The sequence below is a fragment of the Brevibacillus sp. AG genome, from assembly GCF_028369215.1.
In the GTDB taxonomy this organism is placed as follows: domain Bacteria; phylum Bacillota; class Bacilli; order Brevibacillales; family Brevibacillaceae; genus Brevibacillus; species Brevibacillus porteri.
Map to the genome: position 1 here is coordinate 192,444 of NZ_JAQMYO010000004.1, position 25,351 is coordinate 217,794.

Genomic DNA, 25,351 nt, shown 5'->3' on the forward strand with positions numbered 1-25,351 from the left:
CGCTTTTAAACGTTCGGGTTTTGGTGTGTTAACGGATTGTAAAGTCATGTTTACGATAAAAATAACTTTAAAAGACGAATAAATAGGCTGTTTTCGGTTGACTTGATTCACCTTATAAGCTACTATACATATTGTTGTGAAGAACAACACAGGCTTGACGAATGAAATAGTGATTTGTATTCGTATATCCTCAGAAATATGGTTTGAGGGTCTCTACAGGGAACCGTAAATTCCCGGCTACGAATAGGGCAGGTTTGGTATACCCTATTCGTCGGCCGGGAATTTTTTGCATTTTTTTGGGGAGGGAACGAAATGAACAAGTATGATGTGATCGTTGTAGGAGCAGGACCAGCAGGGATTTTTACATGCTACGAGGTAATGCGAAAAGCACCGAATGCCAAGGTGCTGTTGATTGATAAAGGGCATGACATCTATAGCAGACGCTGTCCGATCTTGGAAGAAAAGATCAAGCTCTGCCCGCCGCCAGCAGGAAAAAAAGAATTCGCAGGCTGTTTGCCGGCCTGTTCGATTACCAGTGGTTTTGGTGGAGCAGGCGCCTATAGCGATGGCAAATTTAACATCACCACCGAATTTGGCGGTTGGATGACAGACTATCTCAGCCCTTCCACTGTACTTGGGCTGATCAAATACGTAGATGAAATCAATTTGGAGCATGGGGCTACCCACTCGATTACGGACCCGACCACAGAGACGATCAAGAGCATCGAGCAGCGCGGCTATGCAGCAGGACTCAAGCTGTTGCGAGCACAGGTACGTCACTTGGGAACGGAGCAAAACCTGGAGATTCTCCAGTCGATCTTCGAGCATTTGAAAAAGCATGTCGACATGATGTTCAAGACGGAGGTCGAGGACATCATTACGGTGAAAGAAGCAGACGGACATCAGGTAAAAGGTGTCGTCTTGAAAAACGGCCAGGAGTATGAAGCTGATTACGTGGTAATCGGACCAGGACGCGATGGCTCCGCTTGGTTGACGGATATCCTGAAAAAGCGTCGCCTGAAAATGTACAACAATCAAGTCGACGTAGGCGTACGTGTGGAGACGTCCGATGTCGTCATGCGCGAAATCAATGAACACTTGTACGAAGGAAAATTCATTTTCAATACATCTGTCGGAACGCGTGTACGGACGTTTTGCAGCAATCCATCCGGTCACGTAGTCGTGGAAAACCATAGTGGAGTGATGGCAGCAAACGGGCACTCTTACAAAGACCCAGCGCTGGGCTCGATGAATACGAACTTTGCGCTCTTGGTATCGCATACGTTTACAGAGCCGTTTGACAAGCCGAATGAGTACGCGAGAGAAATTTGCAAGCGAGCGAATGATCTGTCAAACGGTGGGGTCATCGTACAAAAGTACGGCGATATCTTGCGCGGTCGCCGTTCTACTGAGTCGCGTATTAAGGAAGGCTTCTTGGAGCCTACTCTGAAGGAAGCGGTACCGGGTGATTTGGGACTCGTGTTGCCTTACAATACGATGAAAAGTTTGATCGAGATGGTGGAAGCTCTGGACAAGGTAACACCGGGAATTGCCTCCGAGCACACATTGTTCTACGGAGTGGAAGCAAAATTCTACTCGGCACGTCCGAAACTGACGGAGGAATTCGAAACGGAAATCAAGGGATTGTTCTGTGGCGGGGATGGTGCCGGAATTACACGTGGTCTGGCACAGGCCGGAGCTGCTGGGGTCTGGATGGCTCGCAATATCGCAAAACGCATGCAATAACGAATACGATCATAACGAATAGGCTTCTTGCTGGGCACGAGTGTGCTTGGTGGGGAGCCTTTTTGCATGACAGAACAACATCAGGAAAGTAATGATCCCGATGTCACGAGGAATTAGGCAGAAGCGTATTGTATAGAAGGGCCAATAATCAAACCACGACCTTTTGTTGGCATGGAGGTATCTATGTTTTTTTGTGATGAGAATGACGATACCGCTGTAATAGCACTTTGGATCATTTCGATTGGCTTTGTCATACTCGCCATCGATAAAACAACCAGATTAAGTCAAAAGCCTGCCTGTGACAAGGAGAAGTTGATGCAGCCGCAGCCGCTCATTCAATTGAACAAGCAAATCAATGGGAAGAATAAGAATGGCAATGACAATGATGAAGATATGCAATTCAAACGAATTGAACAGCAAATTGCTCAATTACGAGACAGTATACAAGATATAAAGAAGAATTTACAGGAGGAACCATCCAAAAACGGAGGGAAGAAGAATGATCGAAAAAAATCTGGCGAATGAGCTGGTAGCAGTAGGCGGGTGGATCGCAGTTTTGGGTGCCTTCCTAGCTGCTATAGGCTCGACTGGACAGGTGGAACCGGACCAGGATACTTCTACAGCGAAAGAGGCAAATGACAAAGAATCAAATGATTTGAAAAAACAAGTGCTGCAACAGAAAAAACAATTGCAAAAGCAACAGATACAGCTTGAACTGATTCAATTGGAACAAGAGCTCAACACCATCATCCATAGCACAAGGAAAAATGGCTAACAAAAAATGACTTCACCAAACTGCTTTTGGGAGAAGTCATTTTTTACTTGCTACAATGGCTGCAAATTATCGTTCATTTTCTTCAGTACGCGGTTAAAGATAGCGAGTTCTGCTTCGTCAAGGCCGCGGAGTGCCAGTTCCTCTTGCTCTTTGGCAGCTTCCAGCCATTCCGGGAAACGTTCGACTGCTTGCGGAGACAAGGACACATAGCGCTCACGCTTGTCATCACCCTCTGAGCGAATAATCCAGCCCATCTCTTCCAATCGGGTGAGTGTCCGGGTAATCGTCGGCGCTTCCACATTCAGGTAGTTACTCAATTGAACCTGGGTGAGCGATTCACGGTAATGCAAGCAAAGGATAATCCCCCATTGCGAACTGTATAATCCCATGGGAGACATAGTCCCATTTAACGATTTACTGAATATTCTTGCGGTTTGGCTGATTCGATGACCATAATATTGCATGAATATATACCTCCAGGAAAGCTGGTCCGATATATCGTACACTTTATTGCTTAAGTAAATATGTACAATAACATACTAGCAGTTCGGGACATATAAGTAAACGTTTATTCGATGGCGAAATTATGGATTTTATGCAAACAAAATGCCCCTTGCAAGGGGCACAAAAGGTAATGTTTTCTAAAAAAGTTCACTTGTTGAAAAATTATCCATTTATAAATATACTAAAAATGTAAATAAATAGATAATGAGGAGAACTCCAAATGAAACTTTCTTTTAAAAGAATTTTGTCTTCTTGCATGGTATTGGCAGCGTTGGCAATGGGTACACAATCGGCTTTTGCTAGTGACGGTTATGGAGATACGCAGGATAAGGCCGTTCTTATCAAAATTCATAATCCACTGTCCCATACTATTTCTGATAGCAATGATGTAGATTGGTACAAATATGATAATCGAACTGGACAGGGTATCGTTGTACAATTGGAATCTCCACAGAACCAAAACTATGATTTTGATTTGATCTATATTTCTGCAAACGGAAAAGTGAATCAAACATATAATCCTAACGATTTTGGACCAGGTGCAACCGATGTTCTGGGCTTCCAGTTAGGTCTTGGTGATCAGGTATATATCAAGGTTTATGGACATAGCGCAACTGATTTTGATAAAAAGAATCCGTACAAGCTTACTATTAATTAGTAGAAAAAGCACCCATGTGGTGCTTTCTCTTTTGCCACAAGTACACCCAGTGATACATTAATCCGCGGATAAGATACTCAATGGTCCTTTTTCATTGATGAGTGGTTCCAGTTCATAAACCGAAATGGGGAACATGGGGAAACCGACGTAGTAAGGCGTAATTTCGTACAACTGGAAGTAGATGACCAGTGCTTTGTCGGCTAGGTAATAATCTTGATCGGGCTTAATCGAAGTAAAGCCATTGAGTGTGGGGATGCTTCTTTCTTTGATTTGACGCTTGATGTTTTCAGAAATCACCTTGACGTAATCGCTTCCTGGCTTGAATAATTCACGTAGCGTATACAGCTTGCCTGTTTGGATGTCTGCGGTGATTGACCCGAGAAAGGTCATGCCGTGAGCCATTTGCGGTGTGTAGGCGTAGTTGCTCAACACGACACTGAAAATGCCGCGTTCGTTTGTCTTGATTTCGTAGCTTCCTTGCATTTCTGTATTTCCCGGTACCTGGACCCGTTGCTGCTCGTGAATTAAGCCTTGAACCGTTTGATAAATCGCCCGGTTGGTATCTTTTTCCGCTTGCTGGTTGGCTAGGCCTGCCAATTGCGGGTAGTAAATGGTGGTGTTCTGACGGCTAATTGTCCGTGTCAGCACGGTAGCTGGCAATTGATTGAGTTCCACTTTTCTCCGTTTGCCTCCTGTACGTGTGAGTTGTGTAATAGCCTATTCGAAATTGTTTTTGGCTGTTCTCACTTTTTTCACAAATTTGGCAAAGGTTTGGCTATATAATGGGGAAAGAATCCGATACATAAGTAAAAAGGAAAAGGGGGGCAATTATGATTCAATTGATTCGCAATACCTTGACTGACAAAGAAGGCTTTATGATTTTCATCCTATGGAATCATTTGTGGATGGCGGGACTCATTGCCTACCAAGTGGATGTGAACTTCTGGAAAGTGACGTCCTTGGGATTGCTGGTCACTTTAATTGTTTCGCCGTATTATTTCATTCGCAAAGATAGTCATGTCATTCGTTATCTGGTAGCAATCGGACTTATGTTTTATGCTATTTCCTTCGATCACTTTACCGATTACCAGGAGGTTACCTTCCTCGCCTTTATCGTCATGGGCTTTTTGGCAGCCTATTTGGACTGGAAGCTGGTAGTTACAGCGGGAATTGCCCAAATCATCGTTACGATTGTTGGATTTTATACGGGAACCTACGAGATTTTCGAAGGTGATTTTTCGGAGCTCAATTTGCTTATGCGTATTGTCACGATTCTCATGATGATGGGAGCCGTCACGTATCTATGTCTCGCCGGACAAGCCTCCTTGCGAAAAGCTGATGACGCAAGGCAGGAAGCGGAAGAGAAGGAGCGCCGTCTGGGAGAAATGCTTTTGAACATCCAGCAAATGACGGAACAGCTGGATCGTACAAGCGATCATGTGCATGAGCATGCGGAAGGTACGAAGCGCAATACAGATGAAATGATGGTGGCCTTTAAGGAAGTCGCTACAGGTATGGAATCGCAGGCGAATTCTACGGTGAAAATCGAAGAAGAGGTTCAATCCATCGACCAGGAAATCGAGGCAGTCACAACACAGACCAACGCAATGAAAACGGAATCGCAACAAAACAACCGTCGTCTGACTGAAAGCGTTCAGATGATGAACGAGCTGTCCTCGCAGATGGAGCAAATTGTGCAGGCAGTCAATGTAGCAGCCTCCACGATTCACCAGCTCAATCGGCAGGCGAACCGTGTAGAGGAAATTGTTGGCGCTATTAATCAGATCGCGACACAAACGAATCTCTTGGCGCTGAATGCGGCGATTGAATCGGCGCGTGCAGGCGAACATGGACGGGGATTTGCTGTTGTAGCGGATGAGGTACGCAAGCTGGCAGAACAAAGCGCGACAGCTACGCAGGAAATTACCGACATTCTGAAATCACTCCACCAGGAAAGTGAGAATGCGGTGCAGCATATGAGCAATGGGGAAACGTCTGTTGCAAAAGGCCAAGAACTGGCCGTGAAAACAGTGGCCTCCATCGAAGCAGTGCGTGCCGGGATGATGGCCTTCCTGCAAGCAGCTGATCAAGTAAGCTCCAGCATGGACCGGGTAAAAGTGCGTTCCGGAGAAGTTGCCATCGAGATGTCGACCATTACAGCTGTAACCGAGGAATCGGTAGCCAACTTAGAAGAGCTGTTTGCGACAGCAGAAAACCAGCATCAAAAAGTGCGTGAGATTACGGAAGAGCTGGGCGAGCTGAATACGTTGTCTCATCGTCTCCAGCAAACCTTTCACGTGAAATAGGTTTCTCGATGCTGGAAAGACGACTGTTTAAACTTTTATTCACTTTTAGAAGTGTTTGGAATTGAGAAAAAAGAATTGCATTTTCGAACCGTTCTGCTAGAATGAATTCCATTGTAACTAAATATATTCACCTACCTTATCAAGAGCGGCGGAGGGACTGGCCCGATGATGCCCGGCAACCACTGATCATGTCTATGCATGAACAGAAAGGTGCCAATTCCTGCAAAACCTGTACCATGGTTTTGACAGATGAGGAAGAGAACGGCTACGTACGCAAACTCTTCCTCCGGGAAGAGTTTTTTTGTTGTATTTGTAAAAGGGGAGGAGTAAATAAACGAACAATAAATTAATTTTATAAGAGAATATTCGTAAATACTATTGAAAAAATGGGTAAAAAGCCGTACATTACCTAATAGGATAAAGAAAAACGTAAAGTTCGGATAGGGAGAGATACATCATGAAGAAGTTATTGCTGGCATTAACGACATTCGCAGTATTGGCAACAGGGTGCTCGACTGGCACAAGCGCACCTGCAGATCAGCCAGGAGGACAAGCAGCAGGACAAGAGGGCGCGGACAAAAAGCGAATTGCCTTGATTTTGCCCGAGAAAATTGGTGTGAACCCGTTCTTCCAACAAATGGATGATGGTGCAAAGAAAGCCGCACAAGAGCTGGGCGCAGAAGTGAAAACGATTGAATCTACGGACCATGGAGCGATTGAAGAGAATTTGCGCGTGGCTGTTGCAGAAAATTATGATTTGATCATCACTTCTTCCTTTACATCAGAGGATGCATTGAAAAAAGTAGCAACCGAAAATCCTGACCGTAATTTTGCGATTATTGATACCGTAGTGGATTTGCCAAACGTTCGCAGTGTTACCTTCCGCGAGCAGGAAGCGGCTTACCTGGTGGGAGCAGCAGCAGGTCTGGCAACGAAAACGAACAAAGTAGGTATGGTTGTCGCTCTCGATATTCCGCAGTTGAAAAAATGGACAGTCGGCTTCGAAGAGGGCTTGAAAGCGACGAATCCAAAGGCAGAACTGATGGTCAACTATGTAGGAAGCTTCACTGACCCGGCAAAAGCGAAAGAATTGGCTTTGCTCCAAGCTTCCAAAGGCGCTGACTTCATTAACGGTGCAGCAGCTGTAGGCGACCTCGGCGTTTTCGAAGCGGCGAAGGAAAAAGGCTTCTTCACAGCAGGTCAGGACGTTGACCGTACGACGATCGATCCAGAGCATATCGTTCTGTCCCAATTGAAAGGGACCGACGCGGCAGCTTATGAAACCGTGAAGAACTTTGTAGAAGGAACGTTCAAACCAGGTGTTGTTGCGTACGGCTTGAAAGAAAAAGGTGTTGGCGTAACCTATGTCACGCACGAAAGCAAAACGCCTCTGAACGCTTTTATTGGACAAGAAGTAGTGGATAAAGTGAAAGCGATCAGCGATGAAATTGTAGCAGGCACCCGCGAAGTACCAGATAAATTCTAAAAAGGTAGTTCGGTGCTGAAAAGCCAACTTTTTGAACGATTATTTAAAGCTTGTGCACAGTGATGGATGTGACCGACTACGGCTGTGTAGTCGGTCTTCCATTTTCATAAAAGGACGTACAGAAATGAGGGAGTGGGAATGACCGATCGCTTGGAAATGAGGGCCATGACCAAGAAGTACGGAGATTTTACCGCCAACGACAAGGTGTCGTTCTCACTGGCAGCAGGAGAAGTCCACGCGATTGTCGGGGAAAATGGAGCGGGAAAAACGACACTGATGCGGATGCTGTACGGGATGGAGCAGCCGACGTCGGGAGAGATCGTGTTAAACGGAAAGCCAGTTGTTTTTCGCGGACCAGAGGACGCGATTCGAAATGGAATTGGGATGGTTCACCAGCACTTTATGCTCTTCGGAGAATTCAGTGTGACTGAAAATATCGTGATCGGCTACGAGCCGAAGCAAGCGGGTTTTTTCAAAAGAAATGACGCGGAGGACAAGGTGCGTGCGCTTAGTGAGCAGTATCGCATTCCGATTCATTCGCAGACCAAGGTAGCGAATTGCTCGATTGGGGAACAGCAACGGGTCGAAATTCTTAAGGTCCTGTATCAAGGGGCGGATATTATCGTGCTGGACGAGCCTACCGCTGTACTTACTCCGCTGGAGGTACGCGACCTGCTGCAAACGATTCGAAACCTGGCAGAGAGTGGCAAGAGCGTCATTTTGATTACACATAAGTTGCAGGAAGTCATGGAGGTAGCCGATCGTATTACGGTACTGCGCGGAGGCAAAGTGACGGGAACGGTTTCGCGGAATGAGACAAATGCGGATGATTTGGCAAGATTGATGGTTGGACGTGAATTGCAGGAGCTAGCTGAGCGAGTTCCTCTGGATAAAGGCCCCTTGTTGCAGGTGGAGAATCTCACGGTTCGAGAAAAGCAGACATTGCTCGATCAAGTCAGCTTTACCGTGCATCACGGCGAAATCGTAGGAATTGCAGGTGTTTCCGGGAATGGTCAATCCGAGCTGCTACAAGCGATCAGTGGTTTGCGTGCGGCACAGGAGGGTACGGTGCGGTTAGGCGGCAAAGATGTGACGAATAAATCAGTAGCCACCATTCGGGATGCCGGCTTGGCGCATATTCCGGAGGATCGTTACCTGTGGGGAACGGCCAAACTCTCAAGCGTCGAGGAAAATGCGTTGATGGGCTATCAGAGAAAGCCTGCTTACAACTGCCGAGGCGTCGTTTTGCGGGAGAAATTCCGCCAAGTCGTAAAAGGCTGGGTTGAGCAGTTTGCCATCAAGACTGGCTCTCGGCAATTGCAGGAGCTGGCAGGGAATCTGTCAGGTGGAAATTTGCAAAAGCTGATCGTAGCAAGGGAGCTGGGACATGAAACCCCGTTTTTGATTGCGGCTGAGCCTACGCGAGGGGTGGATATCGGTGCCATGGAGTACATCCATCAGGCGCTGATTGAAAAGCGCAATCAGGGAGACGGGATCTTGCTCGTCTCCTCCGAGTTGTCCGAAATTCTCGCCTTGTCTGACAGGGTTTTGGTCATGTATAAAGGGCGAATCGCTGGAGAGCTTTCACGCCTGGAGGCAACCGAAGAAAAAATCAGCGTGATCATGGCGGGGGGAAGCATTCATGGCAGCAATCAAAGAGCTATCTAAGTCATTGGTTCAGCCGTTCTTGGCTGTCGTCATCGGTTTGTTGACCGGGGCGCTGGTCATTGCTGCAGTTGGCGAATCGATCTTGGGCACCTACCAGGAAATGTGGAAAGGGGCCTTTGGCAGTTTTTATTTCTTTACGTCTACATTAGCGAGAGCCACGCCTATCATGCTGATTGCCTTGGGTCTTTCCCTCGCATTTCGGGCAGGGGTATTCAATCTTGGGGCGGAAGGGCAAATGGTGCTGGGTGCCGTCAGTGCTGCGTTAGTCGCGATCTACTTGCCAGCACCGGGAATGATCAAAATTGTGGCGGGTATTTTCGCAGGGATGGCAGTCGGTGGGTTCTGGGCGTTGTTGCCAGGCTTTATGGAAGCCCGCTTTCGTATTCCGTTGCTCATCTCTACGTTGCTCTTCAACTATATCGCGGTATTGTTTGCGAGCTATCTCGTGACAGAGCCATTCCGGGATCGCTCAGGTTCTGCGGCACTGGCACAGACCGTCATGCTGGAGAAAAGCGCTTGGCTTCCGAAGCTGTTTGCCGGGATGAGCGTGCATGCAGGGTTTTTGTTTGCGATCGTTGCAGCGCTGCTGTTGTTCTGGGTACTTCGTTTTACGCCTTTTGGCTATGAAGTGAAGATGCTGGGTCAAAACTCGCTGTTTGCTCAATACGGAGGAATTAATCGCATTCGGGTGATGCTGACCGGGATGTTTGCCAGTGGTGGACTGGCTGGCTTGGCGGGAACCGTAGAGGTAATGGGGGCGCACTATCGTTTTGTTGACGGTGCCCTGACTGTACCAGGGTTCGCCTGGACGGGGCTGATGGCCGCTCTGCTTGCGAACTCGCACCCGCTTGGCATCATTGTGACTTCGATCCTGCTTGCTGCTTTTCAGACAGGAGCCATGGGTGTAGAGCGCAATACGGATGTGCCGCTGGAGCTGGCAAGTGTTATACAAGCCGTATTGATATTGTTCATCTCCGCCAAGTTCAGCTACGACTGGTGGAAAAAGCGGAAGGCAAAAGGAGGGGAATCGCATGGAGCTCTTTGATTGGTCCCTCCTCAGTTCTACCATTCGGATGGTCACGCCGATCTTATTGGCAGCTTTGGGTGGAGCGCTCTGCGCACGTGTCGGAATTTTTAATGTTGGCTTGGAGGGATTGGTACTGGTCGGTGCCTTTTCCGCGATCGTCGGCAATCATTTTACCGGGAATCTCTTTCTGGCCGTTTTGATTGCAGCGCTGGTCAGCATTGTCTTTTCTCTCTTATTCGCGTACATGACGATCAAGCTTAGGGCGAATGAAATCGTCGTCGGTGTGGCGATTAACTTTCTCGCGCTGGGGTTGACGACATTTGCACTGCGGGCGATCTTCGGTGTCAAAGGGGCGTTTTACGATAAGGATATGGTTGGCTTGCCAACCGTCGAGATTCCTTTCATTCACGATATTCCAGTCATCGGAGGCATTGTCTCTGGTCATTCGCCGCTCGTGTATTTTGCGTTTTTGGCTGCCATTCTGTTGTATGTGTTCTTTTATCGGACGGTTACGGGCTTCCGCGTCCTCGCAGTTGGTCTGAATCCCGTTGCGGCACGCAGTCTCGGTCTGAAAGTGACGGGACTTCAGATGCTGGCGATTGTGATGAGTGGAGCATTGTGCGGGATTGCAGGGGCACAGCTTTCACTGGGGCAAGTCACGATGTTTACAGAAGGAATGACGGCTGGCCGGGGCTTTATCGCATTGGTAGCGATGATGATGGGGCAGTCGCATCCACTCGGTATTTTGGCTTCGAGCTTTTTGTTCGGGTTGATGGATGCCCTTAGTATTCGGTTGCAGGGCTTTTCGCTTCCGACCCAGTTCACTGCCATGCTGCCATACGTGCTGACGATTGTGGCGATGTTCTTCTTGAAAAACAAGAGTCAGATCGGCAGCGATAATCAGCAGAGCACCCGTTAAACACAGGTCATATAGACAGCGAAGACAAGGGGAAATGCGCTATGAACAAGGCAGATCGGATCAAAAGAATGAAAGTACCCGCCCCAGTGGGACCGGGACTCGCCAGACGACTTCCGCCAGGACAAATCCTGACAGAGCGGTTTCCCATTTTGCATGAGGGAGACGTGCCGGTGTATGACATGAGCGAATGGACACTGCGTGTTTTCGGTGAGGTAGACCGGGAAGTGACGCTCTCCTACGAAGAGATCATGGCGATGCCACAGGTGACAGTGACGAGCGACATTCACTGCGTGACGCGTTGGTCCCGTTTTGACAATGCATTTACAGGCGTGCGTTTTCGTGATTTTTTGCAAGCAATTGGCGTGACTCCGCGAGCGAACTTCGTCATGCTGCACGGTGATCACGACTATACCGCCAATGTGCCGCTTGCGGATCTGGAGCGTGATGATGTGCTGCTGGCTCATTCCTTTGATGGAGAGAGACTGACGGATAAGCACGGTTGGCCGCTTCGCCTGGTTGTTCCTCATCTGTATTTCTGGAAAAGTGTGAAGTGGATCAGAGGAATTGAATTTATGACCGAAAACAAGCCCGGCTTTTGGGAGCAAAATGGTTTTCACTTGATCGCAGACCCGTTTCGTGAAGAGCGGTTCTCCGGTGAAGCGTTGCCGATCCCAGAGGATGAGTGGGAGAAAAAGGAGTTCGATTGAGATGTTGACGAATCTAAAGGTAGATCCAGAACAACTGCCAAAGCGCGTCATCGTGTGCGGTGATCCAAAACGTGCAGCTTTGATTGCTTCGAAACTCGACGATCAGCGTCAAATCGGGGAAAACCGTGAATATCACAGCTATGCGGGTACGTGGAAAGGCGTTGAGGTAGCGGTAGTGAGCCATGGGGTAGGTGCACCGGGAGCGGCCGTATGCTTCGAGGAGCTGGCGAAGGGCGGCGTTCAGGTCATCATTCGTGTAGGAACTGCCGGGTCATACCAAAAAGAAATCGAGACAGGCAGCCTCGTCATCAGCTCCGCAGCGGTTCGCCAAGATGGCTTGACCAGTCAGTTGGTTCCGGCGGGATTCCCGGCTGTTGCCAATCGCCATGTCGTGGACGCGCTTGTACAAGCAGCAGGAGCAAACGCATCAGACTTGAAGGTATTCGAAGGAATCACGCTGACACTCGATGTCTTTTATAGTGGGGTGTTGGAGTTCCCGCACAAGCTGTACCAAAAAGCTGGCGTTTTGGCAGTCGAGATGGAAAACACCGCTCTCTTCGTGATTGCGGCTCTCCGTGGTATGAAGGCAGGCTCTATTTTGGCGATTGACGGGTATGCAGATGCAGACCTGATCGAATCCTATAACCCGCACACCGATGTGATGGCAAAAGCCATTGAAGCAGAAGCGCTGATCGCATTGGATGCAGTCATTGCCGTTTCCCAGTAACAATAGGTAAGCCCAGGACGATTACAGGTCCTGGGCTTTTTGGTAGTTTTAAAAAGTATCGATAAACCACTAAAGCTGGTGAGAAGAAAAAGCACAGAGCTCGTAGACCTTGACAACGCCTACCCAGTCGGAATTTCAAAAAGGGGACCCGCTTGTCGAACACTTCTTCCTCGAAAAACTTCCGCCCGTAGGGTGGCTTTGGCTCGACGGTCCCCTTTTTGAAATGGAGACGAGCAGTCAATCATCCACGCTAGCGTGTCAGAGTCGAAGAGAACCGTGCTTTTTCTTCTCCTCCCCTATGTTGACTCAAGCGATGATTCCTCGTTAAAACGATCCAGCATAGAGATCGTATCAATCAGGTGATTGTTAAAAATTTGTCTGGCCACACTCAATAGCTCGATGATCATCGGATCACGCAGCGAGTAGGTGACTTTGTTTCCGTCCTTCGTTCCGTACACGATATTGTTGTTCCGCAAAATGGCGAGCTGTTGGGAAACAGCGGAGCCTTCACTCCCGATGAGTGTCTGAAGCTCGTTTACATTCTTATCTCCTTCCGCCAGCAGTTCCAGAATCCGAATCCGCAGGGGATGACCCAACGCCTTGAAAAAATTCGCTTTAAATTGTTGTAGTTCCAAATTCAATGATAGGTTCCTCCGATCGTAACATCATGTGGAAGTTTCAGTAGGAGCGGATAGACGCGTGCATTCGCGGAAGGCAAAATGCTTGCATCCGAGGCACTTCCCAGTATCCAGTAAACTGAGGGCATACGTGATCGCGTCTCCAGTATGAGCAAAAAAATGAGCTTCGCCTACGAGGCCATATAGCCCCGTACGCTGCAAGATTTTCTTGGGGCCAGATTGGATTCCGGAAATAAGGACTGTTGTCCCTTGGTCCATACATTGTTTCACAATCCGCGACAAATTCGCTTCCCCGGTCATGTCCATCAGGGGGACTTTTCCCATCCGCAGCAGCAATACCTTTGGTTGTCGTTGAAGGGTTTGCGTGAGGGAGCTTTCAAACAAGTCGGCATCCCCGAAAAACAGCGGACCCTCAATCGTGTAGATGCTGATTTGCGGGCAATCGTGCCCCTCGGTAACCATATGCGGCATGACTTTGTCGTGCTTGGACGAGGGATCAGGCAGCACCTGAGCTACCCGCAAGCTATCGCGTGTTCGTTTGACAAATAACAGGATAGACAGCACCAACCCTACTTCAATAGCGACGGTTAAATTGGTGAAAACGGTCAAAAGGAAGGTGAGCACCAGCACAAGAGAATCGCTCGTCTTCGCTTTTAGCATATGGGTAAATTCCTTGCGCTCACTCATATTCCAGGCAACCAGCATCAAGATCGGCGCCATACTCGCCAACGGAATGTGCGAGGCGTAAGGGGCGAACAGCACCAGGATGAGCAAAACGACCAGACCATGAATGATGCCAGACATGGGGGAGGTTGCCCCGGTTCGAATGTTGGTGGCTGTTCTCGCAATCGCGCCAGTAGCCGGAATTCCCCCAAATAACGGAGTCACGATGTTGGCAATTCCTTGGCCGATTAATTCCCGGTTGCTGTTGTGGCGACTGCGTGTCATCCCATCGGCGACGACAGCAGACAATAAAGACTCTATCGCTCCTAGTATAGCAATGATCAAGGCCGGACTCAGTAACTTTTGGACACGTTCCCATGTGATTTCAGGAAAATGAAAGCCGGGTAATGTATTCGGTATCTCTCCAAAGGTAGAGCCAATTGTCGCTACCTTTCCTTCCAAAAAGAGGACGGAAACGACACTGGAGACTACGAGTCCGACGAGAGAGGCCGGTATGCTACGGAAGAATCGGGGAGTCACCAAAATAAGGGCGAGACTCAAAATAGCGATGGCTACGCTGTATACATGAATCGTGTTTAGATGAAGGACGATTTCCCGCATGTTGGACAAAAAATCCTCGTGTCTTTGCAGTTGTTCCAGGCCGAGAAAGTTGGCAATTTGACCAGAGAAGATGATAACAGCAATCCCCGAAGTGAATCCGATGATGACGGGGCGCGGAATGAATTTGATCAGCCCTCCCAGCCGTAGAGCCCCCATGAGAACAAGGAGAATTCCTGCCATGAATCCAGCGAGGAGCAAGTCTGCATAACCGTATTGCATGACGATTGCAAATAATATCGGGATAAACGCGCCCGTAGGTCCCCCGATTTGATAACGGGAACCGCCGAAGAGAGAAATCAATATTCCGGCGATAATGGTCGTGTAAATCCCGTACTCAGGCTTTACTCCGGAGGCGATAGCAAATGCCATGCCCAACGGTATCGCGATAATGCCGACGATTAAGCCTGATACACAGTCTTTTCGAAAGGAAACGAGATCGTAGCCTTCGAATCTTGGTGCCCACTTCATGATTGCAACCCTTCTTTTCGTATTTTCGAATATTTGATTATTTGAATATAGATGGATCATACATCCGCTCTTCCGTTCCGTCAATTCCATCCTTACATGAACTTTTCCGTTTATTAACATTTGCTTTAAGATTCCTTAACGCTCGTACAGTACCATTCAAAGTAACAAGTGAACAATCCCTTCGGTTGGAGCCATGGAGAAACCCCCGACAGCCTTTCCAAGCACTTTCATCGAGAGTTCTTTGGCATTGTCATGTCGCAGGGTTTTTTGTCTTGGGCATAAGGAGGCTTAAGCGAGTGAACCAGGAACAATTTCATGCAAAACTGGCACAGTACAAGCTAATCGCTTCCGTAAAAGAAGCGAAGCACCTGGAAAAAGCGGCAGAGGCAAATTTGAGTGCTGCGGTACTCTCGATTGGTAACATTGGTGTGATCAAAGGCTATGTGGATTATTTTAAGTCGAAAAATATCCCTGTATTTCTTCATTTGGAGCGGATTGGCGGAATCAGTCATGACCGGGAAGGAATCGCATTTCTGGCGCATTACGTCAAGCCAGATGGGATCGTCACTACGCGCAACACACTGGTCAAGCTGGCGAAAAAGCAAGGCCTGCTGACGATTCAGCGATTGTTTTTGGTCGATAGCGACTCGATTAAATCAGGCCTAACCTCCCTGCAGGATACACAGCCTGACGCCGTTGAGCTGATGCCTGCTTTGCTGCCGGAGTTTATCGAAGAATTTCGAAGTGTTATCGATACCCCAATCATTTCTGGCGGGCTGATTCGCAAGCGGGAACAGATGGAGGAAGTATTAAAGCATGGGGCGACAGCTGTTTCAGTCGGAAGTCCCCTGCTGTGGAAGGAGTGTGTGAACCTTGATTCAAGCGTTGTTATTTGATTTGGACGGGACTTTGCTAGACAGTCGGGATGCGGTCGTGGATGCCGTTGCTTTTACGGCTGAGCAGTACGCACCGGGACATTTTAGCAGGGAAGAGCTGCTCGCGCGTTTTGGCGAATCGTTTGATGATTTTTTGGCGGTAGTTGCTACAGCAGCAGGCGTACCTGACAAAAAGGAAGTGCTGCAGAGATACTTCGCCTATGTACGGGAGCATCATGAAGAACATGTCAAACTGTTTCCGTTTGTTCGCGAAGGGTTGGAAAAGCTGAAGGCGGCGGGCTTCACGATGGCGATCGTCACGAACAAGCAACGGGAGTTTACATTGGCTGGTCTGGAGATGGCGGGGATTGAGCATCTGTTTGAGGCAATCGTCACTGTCGATGATGTATCACGAGGCAAGCCGTCGGCTGAGCCTGTACAAAAAGCACTGGTGGCACTGGACAAACGTCCCGAGCAAGCCATGATGATCGGTGACAGTCGCTATGATGTACTGGCTGCGGTAGGAGCGGGTGTGCAGTCTGTCGTTTTGGAGTGGTACGGACAAGAGAACTGGCTCTACGCTTTTCCGGATTACCGCTACGCTAATTTCGAGGCATTTGTTACAGAAATGCTGGCCGCAAAGGCACAAGGAGGGAAATAAAAACAAATGGCACGTGTGGTGTTGGAGCAGGTAACGAAAGCCTTTCAGAATCAAAGCGTGGTCAAAGGATTGGATTTGGTCATTCCAGACGGCTCCTTTACGGTTCTGGTAGGTCCGTCCGGCTGTGGGAAATCAACCACACTCAGGATGATCGCTGGCTTGGAAACAGTGACGGACGGCAAAATCATGATCGGTGATCAAACGGTGAACCAATTGCCACCTGGCAAGCGTGATATTGCGATGGTTTTTCAAAATTACGCTCTCTATCCAACAATGAACGTGTATGACAATATCGCTTATGGGTTGAGAAACCGCGGAATATCGAAAAAGGAATGTCAGGTACTGGTAGAGGAGATCGCGGAAATCGTCGGGCTAACCGATTACCTCAAGCGCAAGCCTTCTCAGCTCTCCGGTGGTCAACGGCAACGAGTTGCACTCGCGCGGGCTATGGTGAAAAAGCCAAAGGTCTTCCTGATGGACGAACCGCTCTCCAATCTCGATGCGAAGCTGCGGAATCAGATGCGTGTGGAATTGACGAGCCTGCACAAGCAGCTCGGTAGCACTTTCATCTACGTGACACATGATCAGGTAGAAGCGATGACTATGGGCGATCAGATCGTCGTCATGAATGACGGACACATTATGCAAGTAGCGGCCCCGATGGATTTGTATCAGGAGCCGGAAAATCTGTTTGTCGCCCAATTTATCGGTTCTCCGCCGATGAACATTGTTTCTGCGGAGGGCAAGAGTGAGCACGTATGGGGATTCCGCCCGGAAAAAGCAGTGTTGTTGCCTATGGCTGTCTCTGCCATTACGAGCGAAGAGATGTGGAACGCACGAGGTCAGGTCGTATCCAGAGAAATTCTCGGCTCAGATACGCTCCTTCATGTAGAGACAGAAAAAGGCAGGGTCATCGTCAAAGCGGACTCGGAGGTAGCGATGCAGGTCGGCTCCTCGGTCACGGTCACTGTACCGTGGGAGTACATATATGTGTTCGAAAAAGGGAGCGGAAAACGAGTGGGGCGCATGAGTGGACGAGAGCCTGTATCGACACGTGCAGGAGGGGATAGCTGATGCGAAAAGCGGCAACTGTACAGGAGTTGCCGGGTGTAAGCCAGTCGAAAACAGAAGTGCGTCCGTCGGCATTTGCCTGGTCTGAGCTCGCATCCCGACTGCGTCCGTACTTGTATCTGGCACCCGCATTGATTTGCTTTGTCCTGTTCTTCTTTTACCCGATTGGCTCGATCATTTATTTGAGCTTTCAGGACTGGTCATTGATCAATTTGGAGCAAATGGAATGGGTAGGCTTGCAAAACTATCAGGACTTGATGGTAGACGGAGATTTTCATCAAGTATTGGGAAACACCGCGGTCTTTACCATTGCGACAGTGGGGATTGGCCTGACGCTATCCTTCCTGCTCGCACTATGGCTGAACAAAAAGGCAAAGGTGTACGGCATTATTCAGGCGACTGTCTTCAGTCCTCACATCATTTCCCTGGTATCCGTCTCGATGCTGTGGATGTGGCTGATGGACCCGCAGTTTGGCCTGTTGAACGCAGGGCTGGAAGCGGTCGGATTACCTGCTTATACGTGGCTGACTGACCCGAAAAGCTCCTTGCTGTCACTGATCATCGTCAGCATTTGGAAAGGTGTCGGCTATAACACGCTCATTTTCATCGCAGGTTTGCAAAGCATACCGGGCGATATATACGAGGCAGCAGCGCTCGATCAATCACCGTGGTGGCGGACGCTGAGACGGATTACCATACCGATGCTGTCGCCGACGATTTTCTTTTTGCTCATTATCAATACGATCTCATCCTTTCAAGCATTTGACACGATTGCCATTATGACGCAGGGTGGTCCAATCAATAGTACGAACATGCTTGTCTACTACATTTACGAGCAGGGAATGGACTTCTACAATGGCGGGATTGCTTCGGCTGCCTCTGTCATTTTGCTGATACTGGTAGGGATTTTAACAGCTTTGCATTTCCTAGTGATGTCCAAGCGCGTACATTATCGCTGATGAACTCGTGAGAAAGGAGGAGCAGCATGTATCGAGTGGTTTTGGCTTCACGCAAGACCGTGGAATGGATTGGACTTTTGATCGTGGCTTTCCTGTTTGTGTTCCCGTTTCTGTGGATGGCATCGACGGCTTTCAAAACGATGCCAGAGGTCCGGCAATTTCCCCCGACGCTTTTGCCTGAGACGTGGGAGTGGAGCAATTTCGCCCAAGCGTGGGAATCAGGTCCGTTCCTTATGTATACGTGGAACAGCATTCTGGTTGCGGTAGGGATCTTGATCCTGCAATTTTTGACGGCGGTGCCTGCGGCTTACGCTTTTGCCCGCTACAAGTTTCCGGGTCGCAATCTGTTGTTTGGTCTTGTCTTGATTGTCTTGATGATTCCTGGACAAGTCATCTTTTTGCCGATCTACGTGCAATTGAGCGGTTGGGGACTCGTTAATACGCTGTGGTCGCTCATCTTGCCGTACGCAGCCAGTGCTTTCGGAATCTTCCTGCTCAGGCAAGCATTCATGCAGGTGCCCGATGAAGTGATCGAGGCAGCACGTCTGGATAACGCGTCCGAATGGAAGATCATGTGGACGATCATGGTCCCGATGGCGAAACCTGTGCTGGTCACTTTTGGACTATTCAGCTTTATTTACCACTGGAACGACTATTTCTGGCCGCTGATTATGACCAACAGCGACGAGGTGCGCACCTTGCCGATCGGAATATCCAGCTTGCACATGTCCGACGGCGGAACCTTGTGGAACGTCATGATGGCGGGCAACATGATCCTCATTCTACCGATTCTCGTGATTTTCTTCGTGGCACAACGGCATATTATCAAAGCGTTTATCTACCAATCCAAATAAAAAAGATAGCTCTTAGGGAGGAAATCAAATCATGTTTTCCATGAAAAAGACGGGAACGATTCTATGTGCATTGACTATTGGTTTATCAGGAGTGTTGGCTGGATGCGGATCATCTGGAAAAGAACAGTCTGCTAGTACAGGCAGCACTTCTCAGCCAGCAGCGTCTACAGCATCCAGCGGCCCAGTCCAAATTGATTTCTGGTATGCGTTGGGTGGCGTTCGTGGGAAAACCATCGAGGATATGGTCAAAAAATTCAATGAAACACATAAAGATATTATCGTCAAACCAGCCTACCAAGGTGCGTATCAAGAAAACCATTCCAAAGTACTGGCATCTGTAGCAGCGGGCAACAATCCGGATGTGACGATGGTCGAGATCGCTTCGATCGCAGCATTTGCGGATGCAAAGGTTTTGGAAGATTTGACGCCCTATTCGCAAGGGGATGAAAAGAAGTACATTCCAGGTCTCATGAAAAACTCTTATTGGAATGACAAACTGTACGCAGTGCCATTTAACCGCTCCACTCCACTGCTGTACATCAACCGCGATATGTTAAAAGAAGCAGGACTTGATACAAACGGTCCGAAAACATGGGATGAGCTCGTCAGCTTTTCTCAAAAGCTGAGCAAGAAAGAAGGAGACAAAATTACTCGGTACGGCTTCTCGACGCCCGTGGATATCTGGTTCTACGAAGCGCTTGTTTTCCAAGGCGGGGGCAACATCCTGAGCGAGAACGGCAAGGAGCTGACGATCAACAACGAAGCAGGAAAAGCACCGCTTGAGCTCTGGTCCAAAATGGTGAAGGAAGGCATCATGAAAAACCCTCCAGGAGAGAACTACAATGCGTGGGATGTAGCGGAGCAAGACTTCCTGAATCAAAAAGTGGGTATGATTTTTACCTCGACAGGCTCCTTGACGGAATTGAAGAAAAATGCCAAATTTGACATGGGTGCAGCTTTCTTGCCAGCCAATAAAACGTTTGGTACGCCAACGGGCGGTGCGAATCTCGTGATGCTGGCGAAATCGACCGATGCGGAGAAAAAAGCAGCGTGGGAGTTCATGAAGTGGATGACCGACACTGAGCAAACGGTTCCGTGGTCAATCGCTTCCGGTTATATGCCTGTCACGACAGAAGCAATCGATTCAGCTGAAATGAAGGCTTTCTATGAAAAAGAACCAAACTTCAAGGTTGCGGTAGATCAACTGCAATACGGCTATCCTCGCCCAATGGCTCCAGGCTACAAAGAATTGCAGGATGTGATTCAAAAAGAACTGCAGCGTGCGATGCTTGGCCAAGCGACAGTAGATGAAGCGATGCAGGCGGCGACGGAAAAAGGCAGCAAGCTTTTGAAAAAATAACAGAAACGAAATGATAGAGGAGCTGGCGAAATGAACATTTGTATGGCACATCGCGGGTGGTCAGGCAAAGCCCCGGAGAATACAATGACAGCGATTCGACTGGCTTTGGCAGAGCCAGCTATCAAAGGAATGGAAATTGATGTACAGCTGACGCGTGACGGTGTTCCGGTGCTGATTCACGACTTTACACTGGAACGCACGACCAATGGCCACGGTCTGGTCATGGATCATACCTTGGCAGAGCTGCGTGAGCTGGATGCAGGGAGCTGGTTTGGCGACAAGTTTTCAGGCGAAAAAATCCCTACACTCGAGGAAGTACTAGTCGCAGTAAAAGGTCGCTGCACGCTAAATATCGAGTTGAAAGCAACAAGTGATATGTACCCGGGTATCGCTGAAAAGGTGCTCGCGCTTGTAGAAAAGCATGGAATGAAGCGAGAGGTGTACCTGACTTCCTTTGACCACGATTTGATCCGTCACGTTCGCACGCTCGACCAAGAAGTACAGACAGGCCTGATTGTATATGGCCGACCTGTACTCATGCTGGAACAGATGGAGGCAGCAGGTGCCACGATCCTCTCCATGGGATATCCGTTTCTGACGCGTGAGCTAACTGCAGCCGCGATTGAAAAAGGCTTCCAAGTCATCGCGTGGACGCTGGATGATCCGAAGCATATCCGCGAAGTCATTTCGTGGCATCCTCAGGTTCAAATTTGCACGAACCATCCTGACCGGATGTGGGAGTTTGTGTAAGCGAAAGCAGGAAAGAGCCGCCGTGCACATGCAAGGCGGCTTTTCTTGTTTTCGTTGTTTGGACTATATCTTGAATTTGCTTACATGAGATTGCAGTTCTTCGGCTATTCTTGCCAGAGAAGTAGCTGATGAACTGACTTCTTCCATAGCTGCCAGCTGTTCTTCTGTGGCGGCTGATACGCTTTGTGTTCCATCAGCAGAATTCTCCGCTACTTCTTCAATGACACTGACCAATTCTACCACCTGTTTGGTATTAAAAGACATTTGCTCAGAATAAGCTTTTACTTCTTGAATTTGGCTTGCTACCTGCGTGACAGCATCTTGGATCTGTTCGAAGGACTTGCCTGCATTGTTAACGACTGTAAGTCCAGTGGCGACCTCTTTGGTGCCCTGTTCCATTGAAAGGACAGCCTGGTTTGATTCGAGCTGAATCGTCGTAATCAACAGTGTGATCTGTTGCGCGGATTGCGCGGACTGCTCAGCCAATTTGCGCACTTCGTCTGCAACAACGGCGAATCCGCGCCCCTGTTCACCAGCTCTCGCCGCTTCAATAGCTGCATTAAGTGCTAACAGATTTGTTTGCTCAGCGATACCGGTGATCACTTGTACGATTTGTCCGATTTCCTGCGAGCTGTTTCCTAATCGTTTGACGATATCGGCAATGTTGCCGACAGTGTTCTTGATCGATTGCATCTGGCTGATAACGACCTGAAGGGCCTGATTTCCTTCCACTGCAATTTGGGAAGCGCCCAAAGCTGATTCGGCAGCTTGCTGTGCATTCGTAGCAACCCGCTGGGCCCCTGTCGATACACCTTGAATTGCGGTGACACTTTCCTCTACACTCTTCACTTGCTTTTCCGCACCGTAAGCTACTTCCTGAATCGTTATGGCGATTTGCTCGGTAGCCTTGCTCGTATGGTCGGAGTTGACAGACAATTCCTCTGCTGAAGAAGCAAGATCTGAAGCTGTATCATTTACTTGTTGAATAATCGTTCGCAGGTTGAGCACCATTGTGTTTACTGATTGGGATAGCTGTCCAACCTCATCCTTGGTTTGAATCTGCAAGGGTTGTACAGTCAGTTCACCCTCGGAAATGCGGTTAGCCACGGAGGCAACTGCCGCAATAGGGCGGGAGATTTGCCGGGAAACAGCGTATGCGATTGCGATCACGACAGCAACAACAATGATGACAATGATCGTAACCATGTTGGTAACGGATGAAACCGCAGACGTTATGGATTCGACAGGGATATGCAGATACAAACCAAAGTTGGTCTTGGGAATGGGGGAATAGGTGACAACGTATTCCTTGCCATTGTCCGAGTAGCTGTATGAGCCCTTTTCTGTTTTTCCTGATTTCAGGATTTCCATTAATGGTTGCGGCAGAGCGGATTCCTCAAGCGGTTTTCCGATCAGATCCTGGGTAGGATGGTACTGAATCTGGTCCTTGTTATCAACGAGAATCGGATAGCCATCGTTGCCTACTTTCAAATTCTTGAGAAATGTAGCTGTGAAGTCATCTACATTGACGAGCCCGGTCAAGACACCAAGCTTCTCATTGTTTTTCGCTTTTACAGGGGAAGCGACGATGATAGAGCGATTGCCGGTTGTCTTCGCAATAAGAACATCGGAGAAGCTGGGCTTGTCCTGCATACCGTCTTTAAAGAATTGGCGCTCGCCAAGATTGATTCCAACGCTTTTGGGGAACGTATCAGCCGTTACTTTTCCATCACTTGCGATAAAGGTATTTCCGTCATACAGTTTCATTTCCTCGGTAAACTTGCGGATGAATTCATTTTTTGTCGCTGCATCATCGGATTGAATATCCGAGGTACGGGCTAAAATCTGAATTTCTGTCATACGCCGGTCCAGATATTGATCCATAGCTATGGCTGTACTGGAAGTAAGGTCAACATAGGAAGATTTTTGTTTATCAATCAGAATGGATGAAAAGCTGTTCGTGATAAACACTGAAACGGCAGTAAGTGGAATGACGGCCACGACGAGAAACCAAAGGATCATTTTGTTCCTGAGTTTGTTGAACAAAAACATAGGATTTTTCCGCTCCTAATCCGTGATTGAGATATTTCTTTCTTTGTGAAAAGCGGTCTGCCACAAGGAAATATAATACAGGTAGACTGCTGAGATTAACTCAGCAGTCTGACAAAATATCAATATCCCATTGCTGCGCCTTCACCGCGAGGGTCAGCACCGCCAAATTTTACATTGGTTTGCGGGTCAATCAGGATTGCACCGGACTGTCCCATCGTATCGGTATAGGCTGCTTCCAGCTTTTCGACTGGATGCCCACGTTTTATTAACTCGTCCAGGACGTCTTGAGGGATGCGGCTTTCCACCTTGAGATTGTTGGAATCAGATCCCCAGTTGCGTCCATGCAGCCATCTTGGCGCTTCGATTGCGTCTTGTACGCTGAAACCAAAGTCGACGATACGCGTGACGAGAGCGGCTTGCGTTTGCGGCTGTCCTTCTCCCCCTTGTGTTCCGTAGAGAAGATAAGGCTTGTCCCCTTTAAAGAGCATAGCTGGGTTAATGGTGTGGAAGGTACGTTTTCCTGGTTCCAAGTGATTGATGTGTTTGGAGTCCAAAGAGAAATAGCTTCCGCGGTTTTGCAAAAGGATGCCCGTATCTTTCGCAACGATGCCGGAACCCCAGTCAAAATAGTGACTCTGAATGATGGACACGGCATTTCCATCTTTGTCAACGATCCCGAACCAAGTTGTATCGCCTTTTGGATCAAGCGGTTCTACGGATTTGGCAGCTTGCTTCATATCAATGCGCGCAGCTAAATCTTTCCCGTGCTGCTTGGACAACAGCTCATCCACAGGGATATCCGCAAAGGCAGGGTCAGTCAGCCATTTGTCGCGGTCAGCAAAAGCCTGTTTGGTAGCTTCCACAATCGTGTGATAGTAATCGGGTGTTCCTTCACCCATGCTCTTGAGGTCAAAGTTATTCAAAACATTAAGAATAGAGAGGGATGCCATACCTTGTGAGTTAGGCGGAACGTTGTACGCTTTATAACCGCGGTAGTCTACCGTAATTGGATCTGCCCAAGTGGAGGTGTGCTTCTCAAAATCTTTCAACGTGAGCAATCCGCCGTTGGCTTGCATGTCTGCTACGATTTTTTTAGCTACTTCTCCTTTATAAAAACCGTCAGCGCCTTTTTTCGCAATGATTCGCAAAGTATTGGCAAGATCCTTTTGTTTGAGAATTTCGCCTGCTGCATAGGGATCACCGTTGGGCTTCAGGAATGTTTTACGGAATCCATCAAAACGTTGAAGATTCTTCAAGTTATTGTCAGTTGGATCTGTCGCGTATTTCGTCCAATATACTTGGTTGGGGGAGACTGGATATCCGTTCTCGGCGTATCCAATGGCAGGCTCCAGCAGTTTGTTCCATTGAAGCTTACTGTTGCCCATGCTTTTATGGGCGTAGTTGTAAGCCTCCCACCAGCCGGAGACGACACCAGGGACAGTGTTTGCCGATTCATAACCGCGGGACGGGATTTTTTCGTAGCCTTTGTTTTTGTAATAGTCGATGGTTGCCTTTTCGCCTGCGCGACCACTGCCGTTCAGTGCTTTCAGCTCTTTTGTTTTGGCATTGTAGATGAGCCAGAAGTTATCTCCACCAATGGTTGTGTAATGAGGATAGACGACAGCTAATGTGGAAGCGGCTGTAATAGCAGCATCTACTGCATTTCCACCGTTTTCTAATGTCTTTAGGGCCGCAGCCGTAGCCAGATAGTGAGGAGTCGTCACCATTGCGTTCGGTGACATCGTTGTTGGACGGTTAGCAGCTTGTGCCCCTGAGAATGTTGATACCCCGATGACAGCAGTCAGCGCGACGGTCGAGAGTTTCTTCCAGAATGACATTCCTATGAAACCTCCTTC

At 48.5% G+C, this 25,351-nt stretch carries 24 protein-coding genes and 2 riboswitches; of the genes, 18 read left to right on the plus strand and 6 right to left on the minus strand.

Features of this window, described 5'->3' with window-relative positions:
- Positions 1 to 160 precede the first annotated feature (160 nt).
- Positions 161 to 260, plus strand: a riboswitch (purine riboswitch).
- A gap of 52 nt (positions 261 to 312) precedes the next feature.
- The 3 genes from POF51_RS12265 to POF51_RS12275 all read left to right on the plus strand — a co-directional run bounded on the left by POF51_RS12265 (position 313) and on the right by POF51_RS12275 (position 2,521).
- On the plus strand, positions 313 to 1,746 hold the full coding sequence (locus POF51_RS12265; RefSeq protein WP_017252483.1) for an NAD(P)/FAD-dependent oxidoreductase: 1,434 nt from the start codon (positions 313 to 315) through the stop codon (positions 1,744 to 1,746).
- Positions 1,747 to 1,929: 183 nt separating this feature from the next.
- Positions 1,930 to 2,271: a hypothetical protein gene (locus POF51_RS12270; protein ID WP_069851188.1), complete on the plus strand. Its 342-nt coding sequence runs from the start codon at positions 1,930 to 1,932 to the stop codon at positions 2,269 to 2,271.
- Entirely contained in the window at positions 2,246 to 2,521 is a 276-nt protein-coding gene (locus POF51_RS12275; protein ID WP_017252481.1) for a hypothetical protein, read from the plus strand. Before POF51_RS12270 ends, POF51_RS12275 begins: the two co-directional genes overlap by 26 nt.
- Positions 2,522 to 2,571: 50 nt before the next feature.
- Here the strand turns inward: POF51_RS12275 and POF51_RS12280 are convergent, their stop codons facing one another.
- Positions 2,572 to 2,985, minus strand: a complete 414-nt coding sequence (locus POF51_RS12280) for a MarR family winged helix-turn-helix transcriptional regulator (protein WP_007720039.1) — start codon at positions 2,983 to 2,985, stop codon at positions 2,572 to 2,574.
- 260 nt (positions 2,986 to 3,245) lie between these two features.
- Between POF51_RS12280 and POF51_RS12285 the strand changes: the two genes are divergently transcribed.
- Positions 3,246 to 3,683, plus strand: coding sequence for a hypothetical protein (locus POF51_RS12285; RefSeq protein WP_069851186.1), 438 nt, complete (start codon positions 3,246 to 3,248; stop codon positions 3,681 to 3,683).
- Between the two features lie 57 nt (positions 3,684 to 3,740).
- Here POF51_RS12285 and POF51_RS12290 read toward each other — a convergent pair whose 3' ends face one another.
- Positions 3,741 to 4,358: a DUF3298 and DUF4163 domain-containing protein gene (locus tag POF51_RS12290; protein ID WP_069851184.1), complete on the minus strand. Its 618-nt coding sequence runs from the start codon at positions 4,356 to 4,358 to the stop codon at positions 3,741 to 3,743.
- Positions 4,359 to 4,513: 155 nt separating this feature from the next.
- On the opposite strand from POF51_RS12290, the gene POF51_RS12295 reads away from it, so the two are divergent.
- The 7 genes from POF51_RS12295 to POF51_RS12325 all read left to right on the plus strand — a co-directional run bounded on the left by POF51_RS12295 (position 4,514) and on the right by POF51_RS12325 (position 12,523).
- On the plus strand, positions 4,514 to 5,989 hold the full coding sequence (locus POF51_RS12295; RefSeq protein ID WP_069851181.1) for a methyl-accepting chemotaxis protein: 1,476 nt from the start codon (positions 4,514 to 4,516) through the stop codon (positions 5,987 to 5,989).
- A gap of 133 nt (positions 5,990 to 6,122) precedes the next feature.
- A riboswitch (SAM riboswitch) is annotated at positions 6,123 to 6,245 on the plus strand.
- A 201-nt stretch (positions 6,246 to 6,446) separates the two neighbouring features.
- Positions 6,447 to 7,475 (plus strand): BMP family lipoprotein, encoded by a 1,029-nt coding sequence (locus tag POF51_RS12300; RefSeq protein ID WP_069851179.1) that lies wholly within the window; start codon positions 6,447 to 6,449, stop codon positions 7,473 to 7,475.
- A gap of 138 nt (positions 7,476 to 7,613) precedes the next feature.
- Positions 7,614 to 9,143 carry an ABC transporter ATP-binding protein gene (locus POF51_RS12305; protein WP_069851177.1) on the plus strand — a complete coding sequence of 510 codons (1,530 nt, stop codon included), beginning with the start codon at positions 7,614 to 7,616 and terminating at the stop codon, positions 9,141 to 9,143.
- Positions 9,118 to 10,188, plus strand: a complete 1,071-nt coding sequence (locus tag POF51_RS12310; RefSeq protein WP_017252474.1) for an ABC transporter permease — start codon at positions 9,118 to 9,120, stop codon at positions 10,186 to 10,188. The genes POF51_RS12305 and POF51_RS12310 overlap by 26 nt, the downstream gene beginning before the upstream one ends.
- Positions 10,175 to 11,089 (plus strand): ABC transporter permease, encoded by a 915-nt coding sequence (locus tag POF51_RS12315; RefSeq protein ID WP_017252473.1) that lies wholly within the window; start codon positions 10,175 to 10,177, stop codon positions 11,087 to 11,089. Before POF51_RS12310 ends, POF51_RS12315 begins: the two co-directional genes overlap by 14 nt.
- Positions 11,090 to 11,130: 41 nt before the next feature.
- Positions 11,131 to 11,796: a sulfite oxidase-like oxidoreductase gene (locus POF51_RS12320; RefSeq protein ID WP_069851175.1), complete on the plus strand. Its 666-nt coding sequence runs from the start codon at positions 11,131 to 11,133 to the stop codon at positions 11,794 to 11,796.
- Position 11,797: 1 nt separating this feature from the next.
- On the plus strand, positions 11,798 to 12,523 hold the full coding sequence (locus POF51_RS12325; RefSeq protein ID WP_069851173.1) for a nucleoside phosphorylase: 726 nt from the start codon (positions 11,798 to 11,800) through the stop codon (positions 12,521 to 12,523).
- Between the two features lie 296 nt (positions 12,524 to 12,819).
- Here POF51_RS12325 and POF51_RS12330 read toward each other — a convergent pair whose 3' ends face one another.
- Both POF51_RS12330 and POF51_RS12335 read right to left on the minus strand, forming a co-directional pair.
- Positions 12,820 to 13,164: an ArsR/SmtB family transcription factor gene (locus POF51_RS12330; RefSeq protein ID WP_069851171.1), complete on the minus strand. Its 345-nt coding sequence runs from the start codon at positions 13,162 to 13,164 to the stop codon at positions 12,820 to 12,822.
- A 24-nt stretch (positions 13,165 to 13,188) separates the two neighbouring features.
- Entirely contained in the window at positions 13,189 to 14,913 is a 1,725-nt protein-coding gene (locus tag POF51_RS12335) for a SulP family inorganic anion transporter (protein ID WP_069851169.1), read from the minus strand.
- 296 nt (positions 14,914 to 15,209) lie between these two features.
- Between POF51_RS12335 and POF51_RS12340 the strand changes: the two genes are divergently transcribed.
- The 7 genes from POF51_RS12340 to POF51_RS12370 are packed head-to-tail and all read left to right on the plus strand — an operon-like array spanning position 15,210 to position 21,443.
- Positions 15,210 to 15,809 carry a glycerol-3-phosphate responsive antiterminator gene (locus tag POF51_RS12340; RefSeq protein ID WP_069851166.1) on the plus strand — a complete coding sequence of 200 codons (600 nt, stop codon included), beginning with the start codon at positions 15,210 to 15,212 and terminating at the stop codon, positions 15,807 to 15,809.
- Positions 15,787 to 16,449 carry an HAD family hydrolase gene (locus tag POF51_RS12345; protein ID WP_069851163.1) on the plus strand — a complete coding sequence of 221 codons (663 nt, stop codon included), beginning with the start codon at positions 15,787 to 15,789 and terminating at the stop codon, positions 16,447 to 16,449. The genes POF51_RS12340 and POF51_RS12345 overlap by 23 nt, the downstream gene beginning before the upstream one ends.
- Before the next feature lie 6 nt (positions 16,450 to 16,455).
- Positions 16,456 to 17,523: an ABC transporter ATP-binding protein gene (locus tag POF51_RS12350; protein WP_069851160.1), complete on the plus strand. Its 1,068-nt coding sequence runs from the start codon at positions 16,456 to 16,458 to the stop codon at positions 17,521 to 17,523.
- On the plus strand, positions 17,523 to 18,479 hold the full coding sequence (locus tag POF51_RS12355; RefSeq protein WP_017252465.1) for a carbohydrate ABC transporter permease: 957 nt from the start codon (positions 17,523 to 17,525) through the stop codon (positions 18,477 to 18,479). Before POF51_RS12350 ends, POF51_RS12355 begins: the two co-directional genes overlap by 1 nt.
- 26 nt (positions 18,480 to 18,505) lie before the next feature.
- Positions 18,506 to 19,333: a carbohydrate ABC transporter permease gene (locus POF51_RS12360; protein ID WP_007720517.1), complete on the plus strand. Its 828-nt coding sequence runs from the start codon at positions 18,506 to 18,508 to the stop codon at positions 19,331 to 19,333.
- 31 nt (positions 19,334 to 19,364) lie between these two features.
- The gene (locus tag POF51_RS12365) at positions 19,365 to 20,693 is read left to right on the plus strand and encodes an ABC transporter substrate-binding protein (protein WP_069851158.1); all 1,329 of its coding nucleotides are present in this window, start codon (positions 19,365 to 19,367) and stop codon (positions 20,691 to 20,693) included.
- 30 nt (positions 20,694 to 20,723) lie between these two features.
- Positions 20,724 to 21,443, plus strand: a complete 720-nt coding sequence (locus POF51_RS12370) for a glycerophosphodiester phosphodiesterase (protein ID WP_069851156.1) — start codon at positions 20,724 to 20,726, stop codon at positions 21,441 to 21,443.
- 63 nt (positions 21,444 to 21,506) lie between these two features.
- On the opposite strand, the gene POF51_RS12375 is transcribed toward POF51_RS12370, so the two are convergent.
- Positions 21,507 to 23,495 (minus strand): methyl-accepting chemotaxis protein, encoded by a 1,989-nt coding sequence (locus tag POF51_RS12375; RefSeq protein WP_069851153.1) that lies wholly within the window; start codon positions 23,493 to 23,495, stop codon positions 21,507 to 21,509.
- Positions 23,496 to 23,614: 119 nt separating this feature from the next.
- Complete coding sequence (gene ggt / locus POF51_RS12380) at positions 23,615 to 25,333, minus strand: gamma-glutamyltransferase (RefSeq protein ID WP_069851151.1); 1,719 nt, start codon at positions 25,331 to 25,333, stop codon at positions 23,615 to 23,617.
- Positions 25,334 to 25,351: the final 18 nt, after the last annotated feature.

Excerpts from the sequence above, each read along its gene's own strand:
- POF51_RS12275 (WP_017252481.1), top strand. The coding sequence starts at position 2,246 with ATGATCGAAAAAAATCTGGCGAATGAGCTGGTAGCAGTAGGCGGGTGG.
- POF51_RS12325 (WP_069851173.1), top strand. The coding sequence starts at position 11,798 with ATGTTGACGAATCTAAAGGTAGATCCAGAACAACTGCCAAAGCGCGTC.
- POF51_RS12355 (WP_017252465.1), top strand. The coding sequence starts at position 17,523 with ATGCGAAAAGCGGCAACTGTACAGGAGTTGCCGGGTGTAAGCCAGTCG.
- POF51_RS12335 (WP_069851169.1), bottom strand. The coding sequence starts at position 14,913 with ATGAAGTGGGCACCAAGATTCGAAGGCTACGATCTCGTTTCCTTTCGA.
- POF51_RS12295 (WP_069851181.1), top strand. The coding sequence starts at position 4,514 with ATGATTCAATTGATTCGCAATACCTTGACTGACAAAGAAGGCTTTATG.
- POF51_RS12375 (WP_069851153.1), bottom strand. The coding sequence starts at position 23,495 with ATGTTTTTGTTCAACAAACTCAGGAACAAAATGATCCTTTGGTTTCTC.
- POF51_RS12365 (WP_069851158.1), top strand. The coding sequence starts at position 19,365 with ATGTTTTCCATGAAAAAGACGGGAACGATTCTATGTGCATTGACTATT.
- POF51_RS12280 (WP_007720039.1), bottom strand. The coding sequence starts at position 2,985 with ATGCAATATTATGGTCATCGAATCAGCCAAACCGCAAGAATATTCAGT.
- POF51_RS12310 (WP_017252474.1), top strand. The coding sequence starts at position 9,118 with ATGGCAGCAATCAAAGAGCTATCTAAGTCATTGGTTCAGCCGTTCTTG.
- POF51_RS12320 (WP_069851175.1), top strand. The coding sequence starts at position 11,131 with ATGAACAAGGCAGATCGGATCAAAAGAATGAAAGTACCCGCCCCAGTG.
- ggt (WP_069851151.1), bottom strand. The coding sequence starts at position 25,333 with ATGTCATTCTGGAAGAAACTCTCGACCGTCGCGCTGACTGCTGTCATC.
- POF51_RS12315 (WP_017252473.1), top strand. The coding sequence starts at position 10,175 with ATGGAGCTCTTTGATTGGTCCCTCCTCAGTTCTACCATTCGGATGGTC.
- POF51_RS12370 (WP_069851156.1), top strand. The coding sequence starts at position 20,724 with ATGAACATTTGTATGGCACATCGCGGGTGGTCAGGCAAAGCCCCGGAG.
- POF51_RS12305 (WP_069851177.1), top strand. The coding sequence starts at position 7,614 with ATGACCGATCGCTTGGAAATGAGGGCCATGACCAAGAAGTACGGAGAT.
- POF51_RS12350 (WP_069851160.1), top strand. The coding sequence starts at position 16,456 with ATGGCACGTGTGGTGTTGGAGCAGGTAACGAAAGCCTTTCAGAATCAA.
- POF51_RS12285 (WP_069851186.1), top strand. The coding sequence starts at position 3,246 with ATGAAACTTTCTTTTAAAAGAATTTTGTCTTCTTGCATGGTATTGGCA.
- POF51_RS12300 (WP_069851179.1), top strand. The coding sequence starts at position 6,447 with ATGAAGAAGTTATTGCTGGCATTAACGACATTCGCAGTATTGGCAACA.
- POF51_RS12270 (WP_069851188.1), top strand. The coding sequence starts at position 1,930 with ATGTTTTTTTGTGATGAGAATGACGATACCGCTGTAATAGCACTTTGG.
- POF51_RS12360 (WP_007720517.1), top strand. The coding sequence starts at position 18,506 with ATGTATCGAGTGGTTTTGGCTTCACGCAAGACCGTGGAATGGATTGGA.
- POF51_RS12265 (WP_017252483.1), top strand. The coding sequence starts at position 313 with ATGAACAAGTATGATGTGATCGTTGTAGGAGCAGGACCAGCAGGGATT.